Origin of the sequence: Amycolatopsis sp. NPDC051106 (assembly GCF_040682775.1) — a bacterium.
In the GTDB taxonomy this organism is placed as follows: domain Bacteria; phylum Actinomycetota; class Actinomycetes; order Mycobacteriales; family Pseudonocardiaceae; genus Amycolatopsis.
Map to the genome: position 1 here is coordinate 22,742 of NZ_JBFBBQ010000034.1, position 22,652 is coordinate 45,393.

At 71.5% G+C, this 22,652-nt stretch carries 30 protein-coding genes; 15 read left to right on the forward strand and 15 right to left on the reverse strand.

Annotation, left to right across the window (positions count from 1 at the left end; all coding sequences use genetic code 11):
- Positions 1 to 9 precede the first annotated feature (9 nt).
- The 3 genes from AB0M83_RS24550 to AB0M83_RS24560 form a co-directional block, all read right to left on the reverse strand.
- Positions 10 to 195 carry a HypC/HybG/HupF family hydrogenase formation chaperone gene (locus AB0M83_RS24550; protein ID WP_364520726.1) on the reverse strand — a complete coding sequence of 62 codons (186 nt, stop codon included), beginning with the start codon at positions 193 to 195 and terminating at the stop codon, positions 10 to 12.
- 47 nt (positions 196 to 242) lie between these two features.
- Positions 243 to 863 carry an SIS domain-containing protein gene (locus tag AB0M83_RS24555; protein ID WP_364520669.1) on the reverse strand — a complete coding sequence of 207 codons (621 nt, stop codon included), beginning with the start codon at positions 861 to 863 and terminating at the stop codon, positions 243 to 245.
- A 122-nt stretch (positions 864 to 985) separates the two neighbouring features.
- Positions 986 to 2,029: a tetratricopeptide repeat protein gene (locus AB0M83_RS24560; RefSeq protein WP_364520670.1), complete on the reverse strand. Its 1,044-nt coding sequence runs from the start codon at positions 2,027 to 2,029 to the stop codon at positions 986 to 988.
- A 178-nt stretch (positions 2,030 to 2,207) separates the two neighbouring features.
- Between AB0M83_RS24560 and AB0M83_RS24565 the strand changes: the two genes are divergently transcribed.
- The 3 genes from AB0M83_RS24565 to AB0M83_RS24575 all read left to right on the forward strand — a co-directional run bounded on the left by AB0M83_RS24565 (position 2,208) and on the right by AB0M83_RS24575 (position 4,429).
- Positions 2,208 to 2,888, forward strand: coding sequence for an HNH endonuclease family protein (locus tag AB0M83_RS24565; RefSeq protein ID WP_364520671.1), 681 nt, complete (start codon positions 2,208 to 2,210; stop codon positions 2,886 to 2,888).
- A gap of 10 nt (positions 2,889 to 2,898) precedes the next feature.
- Positions 2,899 to 3,537 (forward strand): alpha/beta hydrolase, encoded by a 639-nt coding sequence (locus AB0M83_RS24570; protein WP_364520672.1) that lies wholly within the window; start codon positions 2,899 to 2,901, stop codon positions 3,535 to 3,537.
- A gap of 148 nt (positions 3,538 to 3,685) precedes the next feature.
- Complete coding sequence (locus tag AB0M83_RS24575; protein WP_364520673.1) at positions 3,686 to 4,429, forward strand: 3D domain-containing protein; 744 nt, start codon at positions 3,686 to 3,688, stop codon at positions 4,427 to 4,429.
- 67 nt (positions 4,430 to 4,496) lie between these two features.
- On the opposite strand, the gene AB0M83_RS24580 is transcribed toward AB0M83_RS24575, so the two are convergent.
- Genes AB0M83_RS24580 through AB0M83_RS24590 form a run of 3 tightly spaced genes read right to left on the reverse strand, consistent with a single transcriptional unit; the run spans position 4,497 to position 6,676 of the window.
- The gene (locus AB0M83_RS24580) at positions 4,497 to 5,045 is read right to left on the reverse strand and encodes an SMI1/KNR4 family protein (protein ID WP_364520674.1); all 549 of its coding nucleotides are present in this window, start codon (positions 5,043 to 5,045) and stop codon (positions 4,497 to 4,499) included.
- On the reverse strand, positions 5,042 to 5,680 hold the full coding sequence (locus AB0M83_RS24585; RefSeq protein ID WP_364520675.1) for a nitroreductase family protein: 639 nt from the start codon (positions 5,678 to 5,680) through the stop codon (positions 5,042 to 5,044). The genes AB0M83_RS24580 and AB0M83_RS24585 overlap by 4 nt, the downstream gene beginning before the upstream one ends.
- Before the next feature lie 18 nt (positions 5,681 to 5,698).
- A complete protein-coding gene (locus AB0M83_RS24590) occupies positions 5,699 to 6,676 on the reverse strand; it encodes an aldo/keto reductase (RefSeq protein ID WP_364520676.1) in 978 nt (325 codons plus the stop codon).
- A gap of 41 nt (positions 6,677 to 6,717) precedes the next feature.
- Here AB0M83_RS24590 and AB0M83_RS24595 point away from each other — a divergent pair, with 41 nt between their 5' ends.
- Positions 6,718 to 7,209: a helix-turn-helix domain-containing protein gene (locus tag AB0M83_RS24595; protein WP_364520677.1), complete on the forward strand. Its 492-nt coding sequence runs from the start codon at positions 6,718 to 6,720 to the stop codon at positions 7,207 to 7,209.
- Here AB0M83_RS24595 and AB0M83_RS24600 read toward each other — a convergent pair whose 3' ends face one another.
- The 3 genes from AB0M83_RS24600 to AB0M83_RS24610 form a co-directional block, all read right to left on the reverse strand.
- On the reverse strand, positions 7,210 to 7,626 hold the full coding sequence (locus tag AB0M83_RS24600; protein ID WP_364520678.1) for an ATP-binding protein: 417 nt from the start codon (positions 7,624 to 7,626) through the stop codon (positions 7,210 to 7,212). It lies immediately after the preceding gene.
- Positions 7,627 to 7,688: 62 nt separating this feature from the next.
- Complete coding sequence (locus AB0M83_RS24605) at positions 7,689 to 8,468, reverse strand: SigB/SigF/SigG family RNA polymerase sigma factor (RefSeq protein ID WP_364520679.1); 780 nt, start codon at positions 8,466 to 8,468, stop codon at positions 7,689 to 7,691.
- Positions 8,465 to 8,881: an anti-sigma factor gene (locus tag AB0M83_RS24610; RefSeq protein ID WP_364520680.1), complete on the reverse strand. Its 417-nt coding sequence runs from the start codon at positions 8,879 to 8,881 to the stop codon at positions 8,465 to 8,467. Before AB0M83_RS24610 ends, AB0M83_RS24605 begins: the two co-directional genes overlap by 4 nt.
- Before the next feature lie 163 nt (positions 8,882 to 9,044).
- Between AB0M83_RS24610 and AB0M83_RS24615 the strand changes: the two genes are divergently transcribed.
- From AB0M83_RS24615 to AB0M83_RS24625, 3 genes are all read left to right on the forward strand, one after another.
- The gene (locus AB0M83_RS24615; protein ID WP_364520681.1) at positions 9,045 to 9,353 is read left to right on the forward strand and encodes a WhiB family transcriptional regulator; all 309 of its coding nucleotides are present in this window, start codon (positions 9,045 to 9,047) and stop codon (positions 9,351 to 9,353) included.
- 206 nt (positions 9,354 to 9,559) lie between these two features.
- A complete protein-coding gene (locus AB0M83_RS24620; RefSeq protein WP_086862300.1) occupies positions 9,560 to 9,913 on the forward strand; it encodes an STAS domain-containing protein in 354 nt (117 codons plus the stop codon).
- A 59-nt stretch (positions 9,914 to 9,972) separates the two neighbouring features.
- On the forward strand, positions 9,973 to 10,761 hold the full coding sequence (locus tag AB0M83_RS24625; protein WP_364520727.1) for a metal-dependent hydrolase: 789 nt from the start codon (positions 9,973 to 9,975) through the stop codon (positions 10,759 to 10,761).
- Here AB0M83_RS24625 and AB0M83_RS24630 read toward each other — a convergent pair.
- Positions 10,733 to 11,155, reverse strand: coding sequence for a nuclear transport factor 2 family protein (locus AB0M83_RS24630; RefSeq protein WP_364520682.1), 423 nt, complete (start codon positions 11,153 to 11,155; stop codon positions 10,733 to 10,735). The genes AB0M83_RS24625 and AB0M83_RS24630 overlap by 29 nt on opposite strands.
- A 96-nt stretch (positions 11,156 to 11,251) precedes the next feature.
- On the opposite strand from AB0M83_RS24630, the gene AB0M83_RS24635 reads away from it, so the two are divergent.
- The gene (locus tag AB0M83_RS24635) at positions 11,252 to 11,800 is read left to right on the forward strand and encodes a TetR/AcrR family transcriptional regulator (RefSeq protein ID WP_364520683.1); all 549 of its coding nucleotides are present in this window, start codon (positions 11,252 to 11,254) and stop codon (positions 11,798 to 11,800) included.
- Here AB0M83_RS24635 and AB0M83_RS24640 read toward each other — a convergent pair.
- Positions 11,786 to 13,003, reverse strand: a complete 1,218-nt coding sequence (locus AB0M83_RS24640; protein ID WP_364520684.1) for an MFS transporter — start codon at positions 13,001 to 13,003, stop codon at positions 11,786 to 11,788. The two genes, AB0M83_RS24635 and AB0M83_RS24640, sit on opposite strands and share 15 nt — an antisense overlap.
- Before the next feature lie 127 nt (positions 13,004 to 13,130).
- Here AB0M83_RS24640 and AB0M83_RS24645 point away from each other — a divergent pair, with 127 nt between their 5' ends.
- Positions 13,131 to 13,454: a hypothetical protein gene (locus AB0M83_RS24645; RefSeq protein ID WP_364520685.1), complete on the forward strand. Its 324-nt coding sequence runs from the start codon at positions 13,131 to 13,133 to the stop codon at positions 13,452 to 13,454.
- Positions 13,455 to 13,493: 39 nt separating this feature from the next.
- A complete protein-coding gene (locus AB0M83_RS24650) occupies positions 13,494 to 13,967 on the forward strand; it encodes a hypothetical protein (protein WP_364520686.1) in 474 nt (157 codons plus the stop codon).
- On the opposite strand, the gene AB0M83_RS24655 is transcribed toward AB0M83_RS24650, so the two are convergent.
- Positions 13,964 to 15,601 carry an ABC transporter permease gene (locus AB0M83_RS24655; RefSeq protein WP_364520687.1) on the reverse strand — a complete coding sequence of 546 codons (1,638 nt, stop codon included), beginning with the start codon at positions 15,599 to 15,601 and terminating at the stop codon, positions 13,964 to 13,966. The two genes, AB0M83_RS24650 and AB0M83_RS24655, sit on opposite strands and share 4 nt — an antisense overlap.
- Positions 15,598 to 16,494 (reverse strand): ABC transporter ATP-binding protein, encoded by an 897-nt coding sequence (locus tag AB0M83_RS24660; RefSeq protein ID WP_364520688.1) that lies wholly within the window; start codon positions 16,492 to 16,494, stop codon positions 15,598 to 15,600. Before AB0M83_RS24660 ends, AB0M83_RS24655 begins: the two co-directional genes overlap by 4 nt.
- Positions 16,495 to 16,587: 93 nt before the next feature.
- Here AB0M83_RS24660 and AB0M83_RS24665 point away from each other — a divergent pair, with 93 nt between their 5' ends.
- The 4 genes from AB0M83_RS24665 to AB0M83_RS24680 all read left to right on the forward strand — a co-directional run bounded on the left by AB0M83_RS24665 (position 16,588) and on the right by AB0M83_RS24680 (position 19,301).
- The gene (locus tag AB0M83_RS24665; protein WP_364520689.1) at positions 16,588 to 17,076 is read left to right on the forward strand and encodes a MarR family transcriptional regulator; all 489 of its coding nucleotides are present in this window, start codon (positions 16,588 to 16,590) and stop codon (positions 17,074 to 17,076) included.
- 53 nt (positions 17,077 to 17,129) lie between these two features.
- Positions 17,130 to 17,801 (forward strand): SGNH/GDSL hydrolase family protein, encoded by a 672-nt coding sequence (locus AB0M83_RS24670; RefSeq protein WP_364520690.1) that lies wholly within the window; start codon positions 17,130 to 17,132, stop codon positions 17,799 to 17,801.
- Positions 17,802 to 18,225: 424 nt separating this feature from the next.
- Positions 18,226 to 18,831 carry a sigma-70 family RNA polymerase sigma factor gene (locus AB0M83_RS24675; RefSeq protein WP_284744545.1) on the forward strand — a complete coding sequence of 202 codons (606 nt, stop codon included), beginning with the start codon at positions 18,226 to 18,228 and terminating at the stop codon, positions 18,829 to 18,831.
- A complete protein-coding gene (locus AB0M83_RS24680; RefSeq protein WP_284744546.1) occupies positions 18,828 to 19,301 on the forward strand; it encodes a carboxypeptidase regulatory-like domain-containing protein in 474 nt (157 codons plus the stop codon). The genes AB0M83_RS24675 and AB0M83_RS24680 overlap by 4 nt, the downstream gene beginning before the upstream one ends.
- Here AB0M83_RS24680 and AB0M83_RS24685 read toward each other — a convergent pair.
- Positions 19,298 to 20,062, reverse strand: a complete 765-nt coding sequence (locus AB0M83_RS24685) for a polysaccharide deacetylase family protein (RefSeq protein WP_364520691.1) — start codon at positions 20,060 to 20,062, stop codon at positions 19,298 to 19,300. The two genes, AB0M83_RS24680 and AB0M83_RS24685, sit on opposite strands and share 4 nt — an antisense overlap.
- A gap of 102 nt (positions 20,063 to 20,164) precedes the next feature.
- On the reverse strand, positions 20,165 to 20,614 hold the full coding sequence (locus AB0M83_RS24690) for an SRPBCC family protein (RefSeq protein WP_364520692.1): 450 nt from the start codon (positions 20,612 to 20,614) through the stop codon (positions 20,165 to 20,167).
- Between the two features lie 68 nt (positions 20,615 to 20,682).
- Between AB0M83_RS24690 and AB0M83_RS24695 the strand changes: the two genes are divergently transcribed.
- Positions 20,683 to 22,650 carry an FUSC family protein gene (locus AB0M83_RS24695; protein WP_364520693.1) on the forward strand — a complete coding sequence of 656 codons (1,968 nt, stop codon included), beginning with the start codon at positions 20,683 to 20,685 and terminating at the stop codon, positions 22,648 to 22,650.
- Positions 22,651 to 22,652 lie beyond the last annotated feature (2 nt).

A 22,652-nucleotide genomic window follows, 5' to 3' on the forward strand; every position in this document is an offset into this window, starting at 1 on the left:
CTCCCTTGGCTAGGGATTCTCCAGACGAGCGATGGCTTCCCCGGCGTGCACCAGGATTCGGTCGCCCACGCCGGCCGAGACCAGCGCGATGCTCACCTCTTCCCGGCCCGAGCCGGTGTCCACGACTGCGAACCCGAGGTCCAGGAGTTCGACTACGGTCACTTCGACCGCGGTGTCGGAGCAGGTGATGCACACCCCGTCTTGGCAGACGGGGCCGACGTCTCTGTCGGCGTCACGGGCGCTCACGACGCCATCTCCGGGCTCAGCAAGCCGGGTTGTTCGAGGAAGACGTGCACCAGCTCCCACAGCACGTGGTAGGTGGTCACGTGGACCTCCTTGACGATCCGCGGGTCGGCCGAGCGGGCGACGAAGACGTGGTCCAGCCTGGTGGTCGCGGCGATCGCGCCGCCGTCCCCGCCGGTCAGCGCGACGGTGAGCATGCCGGCGTCACGAGCCGTTTCGAGGGCACGCCGGACGTTCACGCACTCGCCGTCGGTGGAGATGCCCAGCGCGATGTCGGCCGGTTCGCCGATGATCCGCAGCTGGTGGGCGAAGACGTCTTCGAGGCCCACGCGGTTGGCGACGCCGGTGACCGTCGCGACGTCGGCGGTCAGCGAGAGCGCCGGCAGCGCGCGCTTGCCGACGATCACCGGGTGGACGAACTCCACCGCGACGTGCTGGGCGTCGGTGCTCGGGCCGCCGTTGCCGAACACCACGAGCTTGCCGCCGAGGTGGAAGCGGCGGGCCATGTCGTGGCACGCCTCGGCCACGGTCCTGGCGTCATCGGCCAGGGCGAGCACGGGCGCCTTGCGGCGCTCGAAGAGGGCGTCGACGGAGTCCGGGTGATTCGGTGACCACGGCATCGCGGCACTTCCTCGGAGGCTGCTGCTCGGTGGTGGGAGCCAACCCCAGGCTAGAGGTGTGAGATGGATCACACAAGAGATCGAAGGGGTCCCGGCTACGCCAACCGGGTCTGATCGGTCCCTCAGACGTGGTGCTCGCGGTCGTCCTGCACGTGCTCTGCCCGGGCGAGCCACTGTTCGGCCTCCTGGCCGGACCCGCGTGACCGCAGCATCCGGGCCAGGCTGAGCATGCCCTGGACGTCGCCCGTCTCGGCGGCGCGGCGGAACCACCGCTCGGCCTCCGCGAGGTCGTCCCGGTGCTCGGCCAGGTGCCCGAGGTTGGTGAGCGCGGGGACGCTGCCGTGCTCGGCGGCCTTGCGGTACCAGGCGGCGGCTTCGCCCTCGTCGCCGCGGTTGCGGGCGAGCACGCCGAGGTTGGTCATCGCCGCCGGGTCGCCGCGCTCGGCGGCGTCGAGGTACCAGTTCTCGGCCTCTTCGAGGTCGCCGCGGCGGTGCAGCAGCAGCCCGAGCCGGACGATCGCCTCGGCGTGCCCGCCGGTCGCGCCGCGGCGGTACCACGACTCGGCGTCGGCGGGCCGGCCGAGCCGTTCGGCCTGCCTGCCCAGCTGGCAGGTCGCCGCCAGGTCGCCGGCCTGCACGGCCGAGCGCCACCAGCGGGCGGCTTCGGCGGCCTGACCGCGGTCGCGGAGCACGATGCCCAGGTCGATCATCGCGCCGGTGATCCCGGCGTCGGCGGCCTGCCGCAGCCACGACTCGGCCTCTTCGGTCCGGTCCTGTTCGCGGAGCAGGTGCCCGAGCGCGGCGATCGACGGGAGGTCGCCGGTGCGGGCCGCCTCGCCGTACCAGTGCTGGGCTTCTTCGCGCTTGCCGCGCCGCTCGTAGGAGCGGGCGAGGTTCAGCATCCCGTGCGGCTCGCCGGCCAGGGCGGCTTCGTGGTACCAGCGCTCGGCCTCGTCGTGCGCACCGCGTTCGGCCAGGAGGTGGGCGAGCGAAGTCATCGAGACGCGGTCGCCGCCCATGGCGGCCTGGCGGAACCACGTCTCGGCTTCGGCGAGGTCCCCGCGCTCGCGCATCGCCGACCCCATGCGGGCCATGGCGACGACGTTGCCGCCCTCGGCGGCTTTGCGCTGGAAGAACTCGTCGAACTTCTTGAGCCGGCCGGGCATCGGCTGCTCCCTCCGGATGGGTCCTGCTCCGGTAGTCGCAGATGATCGGCTCGGTGTGACACCTCCGCCGTGGGTGGGCGAGGTCACATTCGCGCCGGGTCGTCGTGTCGGCGCGGTTTTCGCAGGCCGGCAGGGGTGAGACTACGCCGCGCTCAGGTGAATTCGAGAGGAGAAAATCGTGGCGGCCCGCGGCTTTCGGCTCAGCGTGACCCAACGATCTCTGCTGGTAGTCGCGATCCTGGCGATCGCCTTCTTCGGGTACTGGGCGACGACCAGAAGCTCCGGTGCGACTCCGCCGCCGTCGTCCTCGCCGGCACCGGTTCCGGCCACCGCCGCCGACGTGCAGAAGCAGCTGGGCGAGCTGAAGGTCGCCGCGCGGACGTCCATGGACGGCTACTCGCGGGAGAAGTTCCCGCACTGGGACAGCCAGGGGTCAGGCTGTGACACCCGCGAAGTCGTGCTGAAGCGCGCCGGCACGGACGTGAAGACCGACAAGGACTGCAAGGCGACGTCCGGGACGTGGAAGAGCGTCTACGACGACGAGACGTGGACCAAGGCGACCGACCTCGACATCGACCACATGGTCCCGCTCGGGCAGGCCTGGGCCAGCGGCGCCAAGACGTGGACGACCGAGAAGCGCGAGCAGTTCGCCAACGACCTGACCCGGCCGCAGCTGTTCGCCGTGACCGACAACCTCAACCAGCAGAAGAGCGACAAGGCTCCGGACCAGTGGAAGCCGCCGCTGGTCGCGTTCTGGTGCACCTACGCGACCGACTGGATCGTGGTGAAGCACTACTACGGGCTGACCGTCACCGAAGGGGAGAAGACGGCCTTGACGGACATGCTGCGGCGCTGCTGAGCTTGCCGGCATGACGACGTTCGCGCTGATCCACGGGGGTGGCGGCAGTGGGTGGGACTTCCACCGGCTGGTACCGGAGCTGGCCGCGCGCGGCCACGACGCGATCGCGCCCGATCTGCCGATCACCGACAAGACGGCCGGGCTGGCCGAGTTCACCGACACGGTGCTGGCCGCACTGGGCGACGCTTCGGACGTCGCCGTCGTCGGCCACTCGTACGGCGGGTTCACGGCGCCGCTGGTCGCCTCGAAGGTGCGGGCACGGGTGCTGGTGTACCTGGCCGGGATGATCCCGGCGCCGGGCGAGCCGCCGGGGCAGTGGTGGGGAAACACCGGCTTCGCCGCGCCTTCGGGCTTGAGCGACATCGAGACGTACTTCAACGGGGTTCCGGCTGAGCTCGCTTCGGAGGGCATGGCGCACGGGCGCGAACAGGTGAGCAAGGAGTGGGACGAGCCGTGGCCGCTGCCGGCGCACCCGGACGTCCCGACCCGGGTGGTGCTGTGCCGCGACGACCGGTTCTTCACGCCGGACTTCCAGCGTCGCGTCGCGCGCGAACGGCTGGGCATCGAGCCCGACGAGGTCGACGGCCCGCACTGCGCCCCGCTGAGCCACCCCGCCCAGATCGCCGACCTGCTCGTCAGTTACCTCTGACTTGGGCCGTTCGGGGTATCGGCGAACTTAAAGGTCTAGACCTATTGACTGGGTGGTCCAGGCCACTTAACGTCTTTTGCGCGGCGAACCCGCACCTCCCCACCCGCGTCACCTCCACCCCGGTCCCCGCCATGGAGGTCCCTCCGTCATGCGCTTCGCCAGGATCCTCGCGCTGGCGGCCTTCGCCGCCGGAAGCGTGCTCGTCGCCCCCGCCGCGTCCGCGGCCGCTTTGCCCGCGTGCCAGCACTTCTACCCGGGCACCATCCCCGACCGCCCGGTCACCGGCGGCCACGGTCCCGGCACGCTCGTCGGCGCCGTGGACGTGAGCACCCGGCTGCCCGCGCCCGGCTCGGTCGCCGGCGGGCTGGGTGCCGACGGCAAGGTCACCTTCACCTTCGCCCGGGTCGCCGGCGCGAAGGCCTACCGCGCGTTCCGCAACGGCCAGGCCCTGCAGTGGATCAGCGACTGGGGCCAGCCGACGCTCACCGTCACCGACGCGAGCCCCTGCCAGGACGCGAACTACCAGCTCTACGCGATGACGGCGGAGGACAACTCGCCCGGCTCGCTCGGCCAGCTTTCCCCCGCGTACCGCCTCGACAGCGGCAACCACCTGGCGACCTACCGCATCCCGGCCGGCACGACGCTGAACTACCGCGTCACGTCCTACAACGACGTCGCCCAGACCGCTTCGGGGTACAACGCCGGCCCGGGCTTCTGCGCGGTCGACGCCCGGATCATCCCGTGGGGCACCAGGTTCTCGGTCCCGGGCTACGGCGAGTGCTACGCGGCCGACATCGGCAGCTGGATCAAGGACGACATCGTCGACGTCTGGCTACCCGGCACCCAGGCCGACGCGTGGGGCATCCAGCGGCTCACCCTGACGGTGCGCTGACCCTCGACGGCCGCAAGGCCGTGACGGCCTCCTTGCCGACGTCCCCTATGCCCCGGCAAGGAGGCCTTCACGACCGGTCGAGCCAGCTCCGGTACCACTCGCCGAAGGTCGCGTCCGCGGGGGAGACACCTCCGTCCGAGGCGCGGTCGTCGAACCAGACGCGACCGCGTTCCGGCCCGGTGACGACCAGCCGGAAGTACGCGCCGCAGCCGAAGTGGCACAGCTTGACCGAACCGGTGATCCAGCGCTGGTCGAAGTAGAGGTCGTCGGGGACCTCGTTGCCGACCGGGTGGTGCTCGGCGCGGTTCCACGCCGTGGTGTGCGGGAACGGCGTCGAGAGGAAGCCGGGCCGCCAGTCGTCCTCGTCCGGGCACTCGGCCGCGCCGAGCAGGTACAAGCCGTAGTACGGCCCGGCACCGCCCTCGCCCGCGGTCAGCAGGAAATCGCGGTAGTCCCCGGGCAGCGTCACTCCGTGGCTCCCCTCGAACTCCTCGAGGTCCGCTTCCGGCACCGGTGCCGAAAGCTCGTACCGGTGCCGTTCGGTGCCGAAGCGCTCGAAGCCCGGGTCGGCGGCGGCCAGTTCGGCCAGCCGCTCCCGGACTCCGTTCCAGCTCACCAGCGGTCGAGGTGCAGCACGTCCTCGAGGGGCTGCCGCGCCGCCGGCTTGAACGTGTCGCCCGTGTAGAACGCCGTCGGGATCAGCGCCGCCTGGTGCACGTTCTTCGGCAGCTCCAGCACCTCCGCCGCCTCCTGCTCGTACTTCAGGTGCAGCGTCGTCCACGCCGTCCCCAAGGTCACCGACCGCGCCGCCAGCATGTAGCTCCACACCGCCGGCAGCAGGGACGCCCACATCCCCGCCTGGTTGCCGGGCGGCAGCTCCGCGGACGCCGTCTCCAGGCACGGCACCACCAGCACCGGGACGTCGCCCATCCGGTCGGCCAGGTACGCGACGCTGTCGCCGACCCGCTTCTGCACCGGAGCCCGCGACGGGTCGTCCGCGAACTGCTTGCCCGCCGCGTTCGGCGACTCCAGGTACTCGTGGCACGCCCGGCCGTAGATCCGCCCGAGCGCGGCCCGCTGGTCCGCGTCCGTGACGACCAGCCACTGCCAGCGCTGGGTGTTCGAACCACTCGGCGCCTGCAGGGCCACCTGCACGCAGTGTTTCACCAGTTCGAGCGGCACGGGCCGGTCGAAGTCCAGCCGCTTGCGGACGGTCCTGGTGGTCGTCAGGAGCTCTTCGGGCGTCATCATCGGCCCATCATGCCGGGACTACCAGCGATCGTGCACCAGCGGCCGGATCAGCTCGTCGTACGTTTCGCGAACGCCCGCCAGCGCCTCGGGCGACAACGGCGGGAGCGTGGCCGCCGCGGTGTTCGCGGAAGCCTGCGAAGCGTTGCGCGCGCCCGGGATCACGGTGCTCACGCCCGGCTGGTCGATGATCCACCGCAGGGCGAACTGCGCCAGCGTCTGCCCCTCCGGGACGAGCCCGCGCAGCCGCTCGACGGCCTCCAGCCCGGCGTCGTATGGCACGCCCGAGAACGTCTCGCCGACGTCGAACGCTTCGCCGTGGCGGTTGAAGTTCCGGTGGTCGTTCTCGGCGAACGTCGTCGAAGCCGTGTAGCGCCCGGAGAGCAGGCCGGACGCCAGCGGCACCCGCGCGATGATCCCCGCGCCCGCCTCCGCCGCCGCGGGCAGCACGCGCTCCAAGGGCTTGAGGCGCAGGCAGTTCAGGATGATCTGGACGGAAGCGACGTTCGGCCGGGCCAACGCCGTCAGCGCCTCTTCGCACGTCTCGACACTCACGCCGTACGCCTTGATGCGCCCCTCGGACACCATCTCGTCCAGGGCGTCGTACACCGCGTCGGACGAATACACCGGCGTCGGCGGGCAGTGCAGCTGCACCAGGTCGAGGGTGTCCACGCCCAGGTTGCGGCGCGACCGGTCGTTCCACTCGCGGAAGTTCGCGCGGACGTAGTTCTCCGGCACCTGCTCGACGCGGCGGCCCATCTTGGTCGCCACGAAGACGTCGCCGCGTTCGGCGAGGAACCGGCCGACCAGGCGCTCGCTGCGCCCGTCGCCGTAGACGTCGGCCGTGTCGAAGAAGGTGACGCCGGCGTCGGCCGCCGCGTGCAGCACCGCCAGGGCGTCCTGCTCGTCGACCTCGCCCCAGTCGGCGCCGAGCTGCCAGCAGCCGAGCCCGACGACGGACACCTCGCGGCCCAGCCGGGTGATCTTGCGGTTCTCCATATCGCGATCCAAGCACACCGCCGCGCCTATGATCGGCCGTCATGGCCATGACGTCGGGTCCGGACGGACTCGGGACCCGGATGCGGCACGTCCTCGAGATCCTCGAGGGCGACGTCGCGAAGTTCCTCGCCGACATCGGCCTCGGCGACTACCGCCCGCGGTACTCGCCGGTCGTGCGGGCGCTGCTGGCGCGCGGCCCGCTGGCCATCCGCGACCTGGCCGCGGAGATGCGCGTGACGCACTCGGCGGCCAGCCAGACCATCGCGCAGATGAACCGCGCCGGGCTCGTCAGCCTCGAACCGGGCGCGGACGCCCGGCAGCGCATCGTGTCGCTCACCGCGAAGACGCGCGAACTGCTGCCGCTGATCGAGGCGGAATGGACGGCGACGACCGAGGCGGCGGAGGCGCTGGAGGCGGAACTGCCGTACCCGCTGCGCGGGGTGCTGGAGGCGATCGTCGAAGCGCTGGAGCGGAAGCCCTTCCGGCAGCGGATCGGCGAGACCGGCGCCGCGCGGGAGCTCCTCGAACCCTGATCAGGCGCCGGGGATGCGGAAGACGGCCCAGACGAACTTGCCGCCGGGGCAGGGTTCGAAACCCCAGTCCTCCGACAGGGCCTCGACCAGCACCAGCCCGCGGCTGCGCGCCTGGGCGGGGGACGGTGCCCGCAGCTGCGGCGGCCGGCTGCCGGAGTCGTGCACCCGCAGCGTCAGCTGGCCTTCGAAGTAGGACAGCTCGAGCCGCTGCGGGCACTCACCGTGCTCGAAGGCGTTCGTGACCAGTTCGGACGTGGCCAGCAGGACGTCGTCCAGCTGGGCCTCCTCCAGGCCGGCGCCGAGCAGCATCGAGCGCACCTCGTACCGCGCGCGGGCCGGGGCCGTGACGTCGTCCGGGAGCAGCACCGTCAGCGGCGCGACCGGCACCGCCGTGCGCTGCGACAGGTTCGTCGTCATCGGTCCTCCTCCCAGTGAGTTCCGGTACCGTCCGCGAGGTACCCAGGCCCGTCAGGGGCTAATCAGGTGCCGTCGGCGAGCTCGGATTCGTCCAGGCCCGAACGCAGCTTCTTCAAGGTCGCGGCCAGCAACCGCGACACCTGCATCTGGGAGACCCCGACGCGGCGCGCGATGTCCGACTGGCTCATCCCGGAACCGAACCGCAGCGCGACGATCTTGCGCTCCCGTTCCGGCAGGCTGTCCAGCATCGGGCGCAGCGCTTCGCGCAGCTCGGCCTGGCCCAGCTCGGCGTCCGGTGCCCCGAACCGCGTGTGCGCGGCGTTCTCCAGCAGGTGGTCCAGCGACGCCCCGTAGCGGCCTTGGCCGGCGCGAAGACCCTCGTAGACGTCCTCGATCGGGACGCCGAGCCGGGACGCGATCTCACTCGGCTTCGGCGCGCGCGAAAGCTGCACCGTGAGCTCTTCGCGCGCGGCGGAGATGTTCGCGTTCAGCTCTTTCAGCCGCCGCGGCACCCGCACCGACCAGCTGTTGTCCCGGAAGTGGTGCCGCAGCTCCCCGGAGATGGTGGGGACGGCGAAAGCCAGGAAGTCCGTGCCCTGCTCGGGGTCGAACCGGTCGACGGCGTGGATGAGCCCGACCGTGGCGATCTGGACCAGGTCCTCCATCGCCTCGTCGCGGTTGCGGAACTTCCGGGCGAGGTTGCGCGCGAGCTCCAGGTGGTTGCGCACCAGGGTGTCCCGGATGCGCTCCCGTTCCGCGGAGCCCGCCGGCGACGCGGCGAGCTGGGTGAACAGCGCGCCGACGTCGAGGTCGCTCCCGCTGTTCCCGGCGGGATCGCTCACGAGTCCGCCGCCTGGCTCTCCCGGACGAGGTCGACCCGGGACAGGTAGCGGCCGTCCTCGGGCGTCACGGTGCGCTCGGCCGACGTCGCGAGCGCGGTCAGCAGCTGCCACGACAGGCCGGAGTCGTCTTCGTGGTCAGGCGTGTCCGAAAGCACCGACACGGAGACCTCGATGCGCGGCCCGCTCCACGAGAAGACGCACGTGAGGCGGCCGTCCGAGCTGGCGGGGAGCAGCAGCGAGCACGCCTCGTCCACCGCCATCCGGAGGTCCTCGACGGCGTCGAGGTCGAAGTCCTGGCGCATGGCGATGTCCGCCACGATGGTGCGCAGCGTCGGCACGACGTGCGGGATCGCGGCCGTCCGCACCTCGATGACCTGCGCGCCTTCCGGGACGAGCGGGGCGTTGTCCTCCACGTTTGTTCCTTTCTCCGGCTCGCGCTCCAGGGGTTCGGCGGTGTCCTCTTCACGCCCGGTCGCGAGATGCCCGTGGGGTGAGCAAACCAAACCCGCGTTTGATCCGCTCCACCGGCGGGCATGTAGCGGGCGAGATGCTCATCCTGGGAAAGGCAGGGACGACATGGCTGACGTCAGCCGGCTGCCCAACGTGGTTGCTGAAGAATGGGAGTGGCAGCTGCACGGTTCGTGCCGGGGTGCGGACAGCAGCCTGTTCTTTCACACCGACAACGAGCGAGGTTCGGCGCGGGAGCGGCGGGAGGCCCGGGCGAAGGCGATCTGCCAGGCCTGCCCGGTGCTGGCCCAGTGCCGCCAGCACGCGATGACCGTCCAGGAGCCGTACGGGATCTGGGGTGGGCTCGGGGAGATCGAACGGCGGCAGCTGTTCCTCCGGCAGCGCAGGGCGGCGCGGAAGGCCATGAGTACCCACTGACCAGGCAGGATTCGATCGCACGTGAGCAGTCAGCGCGAAAGGGCGGCGGCCGTGGCGGGCTCGGCCGCTTCCTGGGTTAGGGTTGGCCCCGGAGTTGCCTTGACCGTGCCGTCGCGAGCTTCTGGAAAGGCACGGTGACACGGTTGCCGCTTGAGACAACAGGCGCGTACCCGGCGCAGGAGCAGCGCCTGACGAGGAGAAACTGCATGCCCGCAGCCGACCAGAACGCCACCCCGCCCGGGTTCGGCATCACGCTGGACACCGACGCGACGGAGCCCCGGGTGGTGGTCACCGGCGAGCTCGATCTGCTGACCAGTCCGCAGCTGCAGGAAGCCCTGGCCGGGCTGATCGCGGACAAGCGAGCGCAGCGGGTCGTGGCCGATTTGACCGGGGTGACCTTCTTCGATTCCTCCGCGCTGAACGTGGTGCTCCGCGCACAACGCCAGGCCGGCGAGCAGGACGTCGAACTCGAGGTCGTCCCGAGCCCCGCGGTGAGCCGCGTGATCGAGCTCACCGGCGTGGCCGAACACCTGAGCGTGTCGGAAGACCCCCAAGCCTGACCGCCCGCTACGGTTCCGCCGACTGATCTTGGTGCGGGGACCTTGGGGGCGGCACGATGATGGGGCGGACGCATGCCCTGACCGGCTGGTGCGCGGGCTTGGCCCTGGCGCCCGCGGTCGGAGCGGGTTCGGTGCACCAGGCGGTGGTTTTCGCCGCCACGACGGCGGGGTTCGCCCTGCTGCCCGACCTCGATCACCCCGGAGCGAGCGCGTCCCGTCTGCTCGGTTGGCTGACGGGTGCTTTGTCGTGGCTGCTGCGCAGGGTGTCCGCGGCGTTCTACGCGCTGACGAAGGGCCCGCGCGACGAGAAGGTGACGGGCCAGCACCGTCACCTCTCCCACACCGTGTTGTTCGCGGCCGGTCTCGGTGCGTTGACGTCGTGGGGGACCGAGGCGGGTGGTCCGTGGGCGGTCGTCGGCGTGGTGGTCTTCGGGCTGATGCTGGCGGAAGGCGCCCTGGGCGACTGGCTCCTGCCGGTGAGCGGCGCCGCGGTGGCCTGGTGGTTCTTCACGGCGCCGCCCGACCGGGCCGGCGAACTGGAGTCCATCACGGGCTGGCTGGGCATCGCGGTGGCGGCGGGGTGCCTGACCCACTGCCTGGGTGACGCCTTGACCGAGTCCGGCTGCCCGTTCCTCTTCCCGATCCCGATCGCGGGGGAGACCTGGTACGAGCTGGGGCCGCCGAAGGCCCTGCGCTTCAAGACCGGCAAGAAGGTCGAGAAGCGGCTCATCTTCCCGGTGTTCGTGGTGCTCGGCGTGCTGCTGGTCCCCGGTGTGTGGGACTGGTCGGTGAGCACGTTCGAGCGGTTGTTCGTCCCGCCTACGTCCCAGCAGGCGACAACGCCTTGAGCCGGTCCAGCAGCGCGGCGGTGTCGGTGTAGTCGCGGGTGTGCGTGATGAGGCCGTCCTGGATCGTCAGCACCATCACGTAGGTGGCCACGAAGCTCTCGCCACCCATGTCCTGGTGGAGGTCGAACTCCGCGACGAGCACCTCCGGGTCGGTCGTCTCGTGCACGACCACGTTGTCCGCCTTCGTGATCCGGCGGGCCTCGCCCGCCCGCCGGAACCGGCGGCGCAGTTCCTCGCGGCCCTTCGTCACGCGGGGCACTCCCGGGAGGGTGAACGGCATTTCGAGCGTCACGTTTTCGGCGTAGCAGTCGGCGAGGTCGTCCCAGCGGTTCTCGACGGAGGCGGCCAGGAAGCGGTCGAAGGCGGAACGCGCTGGGGACACGGTGTGTGGCATCGGAATTCTCCTGGAAGACTGGACGTTGAATCGGAACGGTGCACCCGCTTAGGACGATACGGAGCGTGCGTTCCGGTTGTCAATGAGGAGAAGACCATGGAGAAGATGCGCGCGGACGCTCGGCGCAACCGGGCGAAGGTCCTGGCTGCCGCCGAAGAGGCGTTCGCCGCCGACGGGCTGGCCGTGCCGCTCGACGACATCGCGCGGCTCGCCGGGGTCGGCGCCGGCACCGTCTACCGGCATTTCCCCAGCAAGGAGGCGCTCTTCCAGGCCGTCGTCCTCGAACGCATCGAGCAGTTCGCCGAAGAGGCCCGCGCCCTCGCCACGGCCGACAACCCCGGCGAAGCCTTCCTCGACTACTTCGTCCGCGTCATCAAGCAGGCCTCGCTCAACCGCGCCATCTGCGACGCACTGGCCGAAACCAGCGGGCACGCGTTCAAGGCCGGCGCGGGCGACGGCTTCCGCGCCGCCTACGGGGAACTCCTGCGAAGGGCCCAGGCCGCGGGCGCCATCCGGAAGGACATCGACGCCGACGACCTGCGCGCGCTCATCGTGGGGTGCCTCGCGGTCGAGCGGTACGCACCGGGCAGCGAACACCTGGTCCGCGTGGTCGTCGACGGCCTTCGCGCGTCAGCCGGGAACTAGGTCCCGCAGCTTCCGCAGCGGCGAACACACCAGGATCGCGGCCGAGGCGAGCACTCCCGCCGCCGCGATGTGCAGCGTCGCCCGCATCCCGAACGCACTGGCCAGCGCACCGCCCGCGAGGCTGCCGAGCGGGATGGCGCCGAACACCAGCGTGTGCGTGATCGAGTTGACCCGGCCCAGCAGTTCCGGCGGCGCGGCGGACTGCTGGAAACTCATGCCGAACACGTTCAGCACGATGACGCCGAAGCTGGTGAAGAAGTTGGCGACGACGTAGCAAGCGAGTGCCCAGCCGGGCCCGGTGAACGGGAAGAGCTGGTAGGCCAGGCCGTACAGCAGCGCCGCGCCCCAGAGCGCTCGCGCGCCGCCGATCCACTCGCCGATCCGCCGCGCGGTGAGCCCGGCCGTGAGGGCGCCGGTCAGCGTCACCGAGGCGAGCAATCCGATCGCCCACGGCGAAAGGCCGACGTCACGGGCGAGGAACACGATGATGATGGCCAGGTGCACCGACTGGAAGAAGCTCGACACAGCGCCGTGCACGCTGATGGCCAGCAGGATCCGGTCGCCGCGGACCACCCTCAGTCCGTCGCCGATCTCGCGGAGCAGCCGCCTTGGCCGGGGTTCGGGGCGCACGTCGGGCGTCTCGATCCGGCGCAGCCACAGCGCCGACCACAGGTAGCTGACGGCGTCGACGGCCAGGGCGGCCGCGTTGCCCAGTGCCTGGATGATCAGCCCGGCCAGGCCCGGGCCGGCGACGGCCGCCATCGACAGGTTCGTCTGGAGCCGGGCGTTCGCTTCCGGCAGCTGCTCGCGCGTCACCAGCCGCGGGACGTAGGTCTGGTGGGCGATGTCGAAGAACACGCCGAGCAGCCCGACCCCGAGGACGACGGCCAGCAGGTGCGCCAGCCCGAGCACGCCGAACAGCGCGGCGACCGGGATCGATCCGATCAGCACCGCGCGCCCGACGTCGGCGGCGATCAGCACCGGGCGGTGGCGCACGCGGTCGCACCACGCGCCGACCTGCAGGCCCAGCACCAGGTAAGGAAGGCTTTCCGCCGTTCGCAGCAGCGAGACCTCGAAGACGGACGCGCCGAGCGCGGTGACCGCGAGCAGCGGCACCGCCAGCACGTCGATCCGGCTCCCGAGCTGGCTCACGAGATCGGCCAGCCAAAGCCTGCGGAAGTCGCGGTTTCCCAAAGCCCCCATGACCCCAACGTGCCACGCTCAATAAAGTTGAGTCAAGAAGACTCAAGGTGCACCGTCTGTAACAAGAGCTAAGATCAACGCGAGTTAGTCCTCGTACCTGCGCTGCGCGTGGCGAGGGGGTGCCCGGATGAGTGGCCGACCTACTTGGGGCTCTGCCGCGGTCACCGGGCTGGCGGGATTCGCCGCCGGGTTGCTGGTGGCCGCGCTGCTCGTCGCCGGCCGGCCCGTTCCCAAGCCCGCCGACGTCACCTCTCCGCCGGCCAGCACCGTTTCCGCGCTGCCGGTCACCGTGACCGCGTCGGTGCCGCCGTCCACCGTCACCTCGGTCGAAACCTCGCCGCCGAGCACCACCACCAGCGTCGTCGAGGTCACCGTGACCTCTTCGCCGACCTCCACCACGCCGAGCTCGACGTCGCCCGCGCTGCCGTTGACGAGCGGCTGGCGCGACTGAGGCGTGCAACCTCAGCGCGGGTGACTCCGTCTGGTCGGCATGCGAACGTGGATCGCGGCACTGCTGCTCATCACCGCCGGCTGCGGCCAGGCCGGCTCGGGGACGGAGGTCGCCTGCCCGGCGATCGGCACCCGGATCGGCATCGGCCTGACCGTTCCGGACCCCGCGGGCATCACCCGCGCGACGCTCGAAGCGTGCTGGGGCGACCAATGCGTCACGCGCCCGGTCGAGCTCTTCCCCGGGACCGCCGCGGGCACCCAGACCTGCACCGGGACCGGCCCGGACGCCTCCTGCGGCGTCTCGATGGTCCCGACCGGCGAACTGCGGGGCTTCGCCGACGTCCCGGGTCTGCAGGCCGAGCCGATCCGGGTCACCGTCCGCTTCGACGACGGCAAGCCGCACACGACGGTCGTCACGCCCGCCTTCAGCGAACCGGGCGGCCCCGCCTGTGGGAAGGCGGGGCCGCAGGCTCAGCTCGTGGCCGGTCCCGGCCGCGAGATCAAACCGGGCTAGCCGACGTCGCGGCGGCGCCAGCCCACCAGGCCGGCGGCCAGGGCGGCGGCCGCGACCGCCGTGAGCCAGACGAGCGGGGTCGCGACGAGCTCCTGGCCGGGGATCTTCGGCGGGTGCTGGAACGGGGACACGTCCAGCACCGCCTGCGGCAGGTTGACGACCGGGCCGAACAGGCTCAGCAGCAGCGCCAGCGAGCCGACCGCCCACGCCGCGGCCGAAAAGCCCGGCAACAGCCCGAAGATTGCGACCGCCAGCGCGACCACGACCCACGCCGCCGGCAGCTGGACGAGCATCCCGGCGAGGGAGTCGCCGACCGAGCCGCCGACGTCGCCGGTGCGCAACCCGTTGGCCAGCCCCATGAACAGCCCGCCCGCCAGCAGCAGCACCGCCGTGCCGAAGAACGCGAACACCAGGTGACCCGCCGCCCAGCGCAGCTTGCCGACGCTCGTGGCCAGCACCGGCTCGAGCCGGATCGCGGTCTCCTCGCCGCGCATGCGCAGCACCGCCTGGATCCCGTACAGCGACGCGACCATCGCGAACATCCCGGCCATGGCGGCGAGGAACGCCTGCGTGAGCGCCTCACTGCCGCCGAGGCGCGCCATGATCTCCTGAGCCTGCGGGCTCGAACCGACCAGGCCGCCGATGCCGCTGGCGATCGAGCCGAACACCGCGCCGACGACGGCCATCCCGATCGTCCAGCCGAGCAGCGGGCCGCGGTGCAGCCGCACGGCGAGCGCGAACGGCGTCCGCAGGCTCGCCGCCGCCCGCGCCGGGCCCGGCCGCGGCGGCAGGATGCCGACGCCGACGTCGCGCCGCGGCAGCAGCCAGTACCCGGCCGCGCCGACGAGCAGTGCGAAGGCCACCGGCAGCAGGAGCACCCACCAGCGTTCCCCGGCGAACGCGCGGACCTGCTGCACCCAGCCGATCGGCGACAGCCACGACAGCCAGCGAGCGTCCACTGTGGAGTCCCCGGCCCCGCGCAGCAGGAAGGCGGCGCCGACCACGGCGGTGCCGATCCCGTTGGCCGTGCGGGAGTACTCGGCGAGCTGGACGGCGACCGCCGCGACGGCCGTGAACACCAAGCCCGCCAACGCTTCCGACGCGCCGAAGGCCAGCGAGCCGGCGGCGGGCAGTCCGGCGCCGACCATGCTGCCGTACTGGATCAGGCCGATCAGCACGCTCGCCCCGCCGGCCACCAGGACGGCCGACGTCAGCGCCGCGTACCGGCCGACGACCGCGGACGCGAGCAGTTCCGCCCGGCCCGTGTCCTCCTCGGCGCGGGTGTGCCGGGTGACCGTGAAGACCACCATCAACCCGGTCAGCAGGGCCAGGAACCCGCACATGCGCCAGGAGATGAACCCGCCCGCGGTGGTCAGGTCGAACGGCGGCCCGTAGAGCAGCGCGTACGACGGGTTGGTGTTCGCGCCGACTTGCAGGGCCTGCCGGTCGGCGGCCGTCGGGTAGAACTGCGTGAACGTCTTGACCGTGCTGGCCGGGACGATGCTCAGCAGCACGATCCAGATCGGCAGGACGACGCGGTCGCGGCGCAGCGCGAGCCGGGTGAGGTGCCAGGTGCCGGCCAGCTCGTGGGCGGGCGCGACGCCGGCTTCGGCGCGCGAGAGGGTCGCGGTCATTTCGCGCTCGCTTCGGTCGTGTAGTGCCGCAGGAACAGCTCTTCCAGCGTCGGCGGCTGGCTGACCAGGCTGCGGACGCCGACCTCGGTCAGCCGGCGCAGGGCCTCGTCGAGCGAGCGCGTCTCGACGTCGAAGCGGACGCGGTTGCCGTCGACCTTGAGGTCGTGGATGTTCTCCAGCTTCGCGAGCCCGTTCGGCGGTCCGGCGAGTTCCGCGGTGATCGACGTCCGGGTGAGGTGGCGCAGCTCGGCCAGCGTGCCGGACTCGACCGTGCGGCCGTTGCGGATGATGCTCACCTTGTCGCACAGCGCCTCGACCTCGGCGAGGATGTGGCTGGAGAGCAGCACGGTGCGGCCCTGCTCGCGCTCCTCCTGGATGGCGTACTGGAACGTCGCCTCCATCAGCGGGTCGAGGCCGGACGTCGGCTCGTCGAGGATCAGCAGGTCGACCCGCGAAGCGAGGGCCGCGACGATGGCGACCTTCTGCCGGTTGCCCTTCGAGTACGTCCGCCCCTTCTTCTTCGGGTCGAGGTCGAACCGCTCGACGAGGTCGGCGCGGCGTTTCTCGTCGAGCCCGCCGCGCAGGCGGCCGAGCAGGTCGATCACCTCGCCGCCGGAGAGGTTGGGCCAGAGGTTGACGTCGCCGGGCACGTAGGCCAGGCGGCGGTGCAGGCTCGCGGCGTCCTTCCAGGGGTCGCCGCCGAGCAGCCGGACGTCCCCCGAGTCCGCGTGGAGCAGGCCGAGCAGGACCCGGACGGTGGTCGACTTCCCGGCGCCGTTCGGGCCGAGGAATCCGTGTACTTCCCCAGTAGGTACCTGCAGATCCAGGCCGTCCAAGGCCTTGGTCCGGCCGAACGACTTGTGCAGGCCGGAGATCGCGATGGCGTTTTCCATGCTTCGGAAGCTACACTGATTTCACTAAGTTGTGAAGTCAAGAAAATGTCTGGATTGAATGATCTTGGTGGGCGGGTACGAGAGGATGGGCCGATGACGACGCCTGACGCGAAGCGAGATGAAGACGCCGTCCGCCGCTACGTCGAGAGCCTGGCCCTGGTGCTCTCGCAGATCGGGATGCAACGCATGTCCGCGCGGGTCTTCGCGGCCCTGATGACCACCGACGACGCCCGGCTGACCGCGGCCGACCTGGCCTCGCAGCTGTCGGTGAGCCCGGCGGCCGTCTCCGGCGCGGTGCGCTTCCTCGAGCAGGTCGGCCTGGTCGCCAAGGAACGCGAGCCCGGCGAGCGCCGCGACCACTACCGCCTCTTCGACGACCTCTGGTACGCCACGTTCCTCAAGCGCGACCGCATGATCATCATGTGGCGCGACGCGGCGGGCGACGGCATCGAAGCCCTCGGCGAGGACTCCCCCGCGGGCAAGCGGCTCGCCGAGATGCGGGACTTCCTGTCCTTCATGCTGGAAGAGCTCAACGGCATGTACGAGCGCTGGCACAAGCTCCGCGCGAAGAAGTACGCCTAGCTCCGCCCGTCACCCTCGACCGAGGCGCTTCGCGCCGCTGTTCTAATTCCGGCATGGTCCTCCTCGCTCAAGCCCTCTACGTCAAGCGGAAGACCCCGCGGCTCCCCGGCGCGGCCGGTCCGGCCGAGGGGCTGGTCGACGGCGAAGGCGAGCCCTTCCGCCTGGCGGTCCTCGGCGAGTCCACAGTGGACGGCGTCGGCGCGAAGGACCACGAGGAAGCGCTCACCGGCTGCCTCGCCCGCGAGCTCGCCCGTGACGGCCGGGCCGTCCGCTGGCAGGCGGTCGGCCGGACCGGGGCCAACGCCCGCATCGTCCGCGCCGAGCTCGTCCCGCTGGTCCGCCCGGCCGACCTGGTCGTGGTCGCCCTCGGCGTCAACGACACCATCGAGCTCCGGACGGCCGCGGGCTACCGCCGTGACCTGCTGGAACTGGTCGTCGAGCTGCGACGGCGCCTCGGCCCGGTGGACGTCCTGCTGGCCGGCGTGCCGCCGATGTCGCGCTTCCCGGCGTTGCCACGGCCGCTGCGAGACGTCCTCGCCGCCCGCTCGACCGCTCTCGACGCGGCGGCCGCGACCCTCGGGAAGCTCCCCGGCGTCACGCACCTCCCGATGGACCCGCGGCTGCTCGACCCGGCCGCGTTCGCGTCCGATCGTTTCCACCCCGGGCCGGCGGGCTACGCGCGGTGGGCGCAAACGCTTGCCGAAGCACGTTCGGTGATCGCTTAGCTGCCCTGCGTCGATCTTCAAAAAAAGTTCGCGGTTCGTGTATCTGGCCGCCCGGCCACTGCGTCCTGTGGGGCAGCCAAGCACGAATTCGCCGGATGCGGCAGGGGGTGCCGGGTTCGGAAATGCGCGGTGACCGGGAGCCGAGGGGGCTTCCGGACACCGTTGGCCGGGTGCCCTTCGGGGGAGGGGACATCCGGCGGGGCCCGTTGGGGAGCGGGTCCTTGAGGGAGGGGAGTACCGGTCGGCGCGGGTCACCCGCTCGCGTCGGCCGGTACCTCCCGCAGACGTCATTGACCGACAAGCGCGACCGACGAAGTAAGTGACCTTGATGTATCCGAGATCCACCTGCACGCTCCTTCCCCCCGAAGGACCCGCGATACTGCCGAAGCCGACTCGAAGACTTTTCCGAAGAGGGGCAGATACGGTGACCGACGTGCAAACCACAGAGGTAGACCCACCGTGGGAGGGCTTGACCGGCGCCGAGCTGCACGCCGCGTGCATGCAGGCCGCCCGGGAGGGTGACCGCCGGGCGATGGACCGCCTCGTCGCCGAGCTGACCCCGCTCGTCTGGCACGTCGCCCGCGCCAACGGCCTCGACCGCTCGGTCGCCGAGGACGTCGTCCAGACCGTGTGGCTCGCTCTCTTCAGCCAGCTCGGGAAGCTCCGGGACCCCAAAGCCCTCGCCGCCTGGCTGATCACGACCACCCGGCGCGAGGCCACGCACCCCTTCGGCCGCCGCATGCAGCCCGTACCACTGAGCGACGAAGTCGCCGAGGCCATGCCGAGCACCCAACCGGCACCCGAAGACGAAGCCGTCCGCGCCGACCGCGACCGCCGGGTCTGGCGCGCCTTCGTCCGGTTGCCCCACCGCTGTCAGGACCTGCTCCGGCTGACCGTGCTCGCGGGTCGGGCGGAGTACCAGCTCGTCGCCGAGACACTGCGCATGCCGCGCGGCAGCGTCGGACCGACCAGAGGGCGCTGCCTCGACCAGATGCGCGATCTCCTCGCCAGTGAAGGGGGAACCCGATGAACGACCTCGGAGCGCCGGGCGAGGCCTTTTCCGACGAAATGATCCTGGCCGGCATCGGCCGCTTCCTCGACGAGCTGGACCCGCCACCGGACGACCTGGTGCAGCGGGTCCAATTCGCGCTCGCCCTCGAAGACCTCGACGTCGAGGTCGCGCGGTGGGAACGGCTGGACACCCTGGCCGGCGTGCGCGGCGGCGGCACCGGGACGATCACCTTCACCGTCAGCGACCTGACCGTGATGATCAACCTGACCAAGATCGGCAAGCTGCACCGCATCGACGGGTGGCTCGTGCCCGCCGGCCAGTACGGCGTCGAGGTGCGGGTCGCCGAGCACGGGACGTCGTCCACGACCGCCGACGAAGGCGGCCGGTTCGTGCTCGACAACGTGCCGCGCGGCACGACGCAGATCCTCGTGCACCTCGGGGACGTGTCGTGCCGGCGGACCGTCGTGACGCCGACGGTCGTGCTTTAACCGAGGAAGTCGGCCAGGGGGACGGGCGTGAGCCCGTCCTTCTTCGCCTGCTCGACGAACGCCGTGTAGTCCTCTTTGAACGTCTTGCGGAAGTGCATCAGCACGACGTCGCCCGGCTTGAGCTTGTCCCCGGCCTGGAACTGGACGTGCCCGTCGTTGACCGCGGCCGTCCACAGCACCGCGGCGCGCATCCCGCACGCGGCCGCCGCGCGCAGCGTGTTCTGGTCGTAGTTGCCGAACGGCGGGCGGAACAGCGACGGCCGCACGCCGAGCCCGCGCTGGAAGTCGTCCGCGTCGTCGCAGATCTCCTTGCGCTGGAACTCGTACGGCTTGCCCTTGAGGTTCGGGTGGTCGACCGTGTGGTCGCCGAGCGTCGCGCCGGTGGCGTCGAGGATCTGCTTGAAGTAGGCCTCGTGCCCCTTCACGTACTTCTGGTTCAGGAACAGCACCGGGTGGGTCCCGTTCTGCTGCATCAGCCTCAGCGCGTCCGGGTCCTTGACCGCGCCGTCGTCCATGGTGAGGAAGACGTACGGCTTGTCCGTGGTGATCCGCCGGACGACCGGCACCTGGCCGTTCGCGACGGCCGGCGCCTTCTGCTGGACCGTGCCGAACGGGTACGGCGCCGACGGCGTCGCCCCGGGCCCGCCGCCGGGCGCCGGGTTCGGCTGGCTCGTGACCGCCTCCCGCTGCTCCGGCTCGTTCGCCGAACACGCTGTCAACGCCAGTGCCGCCGCGACGGCGACCGCTGCCACGCGCTTCATCCACGTCCCCCTTCGGCGTAGTGCAGAACTACCCGAAAGGGTGACGTCGGAGTGCGGGGGGAAGTTGCGTCGGCTGATCTTGTGTGGCCGGGGCCACCCAGGTCAGCGTCCTGTTTCGGCTGCCTTTACCAGCTTGTCGGAGAACAGCCGGATCACCCGTTCGAGTCCGGCCGCCAGGATCGGGCCGGTGCCCTTGACCGGCTCGGTGAACGATCCGGTCCACCGCAGGTGCGTGCCGCCGCCGTCGGCCGGCGTGAACAGCACCTCGGCGCGGTAGTCCTTGATCGGGTTGGCGCCGAAGAACGTGTAGACGTGCTTGTGGCGGGGCTCGTATTCGAGCGTCTCCTCGCGGATCAGCACCGGCCAGAGCCCGACCTCGCGGACGGCGCCGACGCCGGCCGGGTCGTCGGCGCCCTGGCGCTTCCAGCGGGCCTGCACGATGAGTGGCTTTCCCCACTTCGCCCAGCTCGGCCCGTCGGCTTCGAGCGCGAACAACGCGGCCGGCGGCGCGGTGCTCGTGCGGTTGACCTCGAAGGAGTACTTGCGGCCCACCGGAACCTCCCACGTTGTTGACAGACTGATAATTAAGCGTTCCCGGCAGCGTAGGTCAAGATGGGGGCGTGAGCACGCCGCGCCCCGACATCGCCGCGCCGCACTGGCTGACCCAGCTCCTGCGCAGCAAGCCGGTCCCGGTGCCGTGGAACATGGTCGCCCGCGCCGTCCTCGCGCTGGCCGTGCCGCTCGCGGTCGCCTACGCGGCGGGGGACATCGCCGTCGGCGCGCTGATCTCGACCGGTGCACTGCCGGCCGTGCTGTCGGAGTCGGCCGGCCCCTACCGCTACCGCGCCCGGCGGCTCGGCGGCGCGACGCTGGCGGCGACCGCGGGCTACCTCGTCGGGCTGCTCACCGGCGGCACGCCCGCGCTGTCCGTGCCCGCGGTGATCCTGGTCGCGGCGGTTTCCGCGCTGATCAGCGCGGCCGGCAGCAACGCCTCGGTCGCCGGCCTGCAGATGTTCGTGTTCGGCGTCCTCGGCACCGGCCAGCACGCGACCGGCGTGCGCGTCGAGATCCTGTTCGGCTTCTTCTGCCTCGGCGCGGCGTGGAGCCTCTCGGTGGCGCTCGCCAGCTGGACGTTCCGGGCGACCAGCCCCGAACGCACCGCCGTCGCGCACGTCTACGTCGAGCTGGCCGCGATGCTCTCGGCGACCGACGAAGCCGTCTCGCGGGTCGCCCGCCACCGGCTGACCACGGCCATGAACACCGCCTACGACCAGCTGCTCACCGCGCGCTCGTGGCTGTCCGGCCGCGACGCCGCCTACCGCCACCTGCTCAACCTGCTGTCGGCGACGACGCCCGCGGTCGAGGCGTCGGTGGCGATGGTCAACGCCGGCCGCCGCACGCCCCAGGAGGTCATCGACCACTTCGTCGCGCTTTCGGCGTCGGTGCTGGCCAGCCAGCCGCTGCCGGAACCGCCGCCGATGCCGGCCGACGAAGGCGACCCGCTGCTCGCCGCGCTGTACGCGGGCCTGATCCGGATCGGGAAGGGCGACGACCGGAAGCGCCGGGAGACGGCGCCCTGGTACCGGCGCCTCCGGACGTGGGCGGGCTCGCTGGCGTCCGGTCCGCTGACGTGGATCGCGGCGCTGCGGCTGACGCTGTGCGTCGCGATCGCCGAGGTCGTCGGGCTGCTCGTGCCGTTCGAGCGGTCCTACTGGATCACCCTGACCGTCGGGATCGTGCTCAAGCCCGACTTCGGCTCGGTCTTCGGCCGCGCGGTGCTGCGCGGGATCGGCACGGTCGTCGGCGTCGGGGTGGGGGCGATCGTGCTCGGCGTCGGCGGGCACGGCTGGCTGCTGGTCGCCCTGATCGCGATCTTCGCCGGCGGCGTCGCGGTCGGGAAGGTGCGCAACTACGGCATCCTCAGCGCGTTCGTGACGCCGTTGATCATCCTGCAGATGGACCTGGCGAACACCGGCAGCTGGGACGTCGTGGTGGCGCGCCTGGTGGACACCGTGCTGGGGTGCGTGATCGTCCTCGTCTTCGGCTACCTGCTGTGGCCGGGCAGCCGCCGCCCGCAGGTCGGCGGCCGGCTGGCCGACGGGCTGGACGCCGTCGCGAAGTACGTCTCGTGCGCGCTGGTGGAAGCGTCGTCCGGGGACGCGCGGCTCGCGCGGTCGCGGGCCCGCCGCGGCGCGTACCGGGCGCTCGCCGACCTGCGGACGGCGTTCCAGCAGGTCGTCGTCGAGCCGTCGGCGAACGGCAGGCAGGCGGTGGCGTGGTGGCCGGTCATCGCCGCGCAGGAACGCGTCGCGGACGCCGTCACCGAGGTCGGCGTGACGATCGGCCGGGGCGTGGCGCCGCCCGACCCGGGTGACGTCGAGCTGCTGACCACCGCGCTGGACGAACTGGCGTCGGCGATCCGCGAGCAGCGCGAACCGCGGTCGGTGCCGCTGCCGGACAGCGCCCAGCTGGCCGGGGTGGTCGACCAGCTGGAGTCGGCGTTCGACGCCGTCCGCGGCCCCGACCTGGTGGAACGCACGCCGCTGCGGCTCGTCCGGCGGTTCCTGCCCTACCACCGGCGCACCTGACG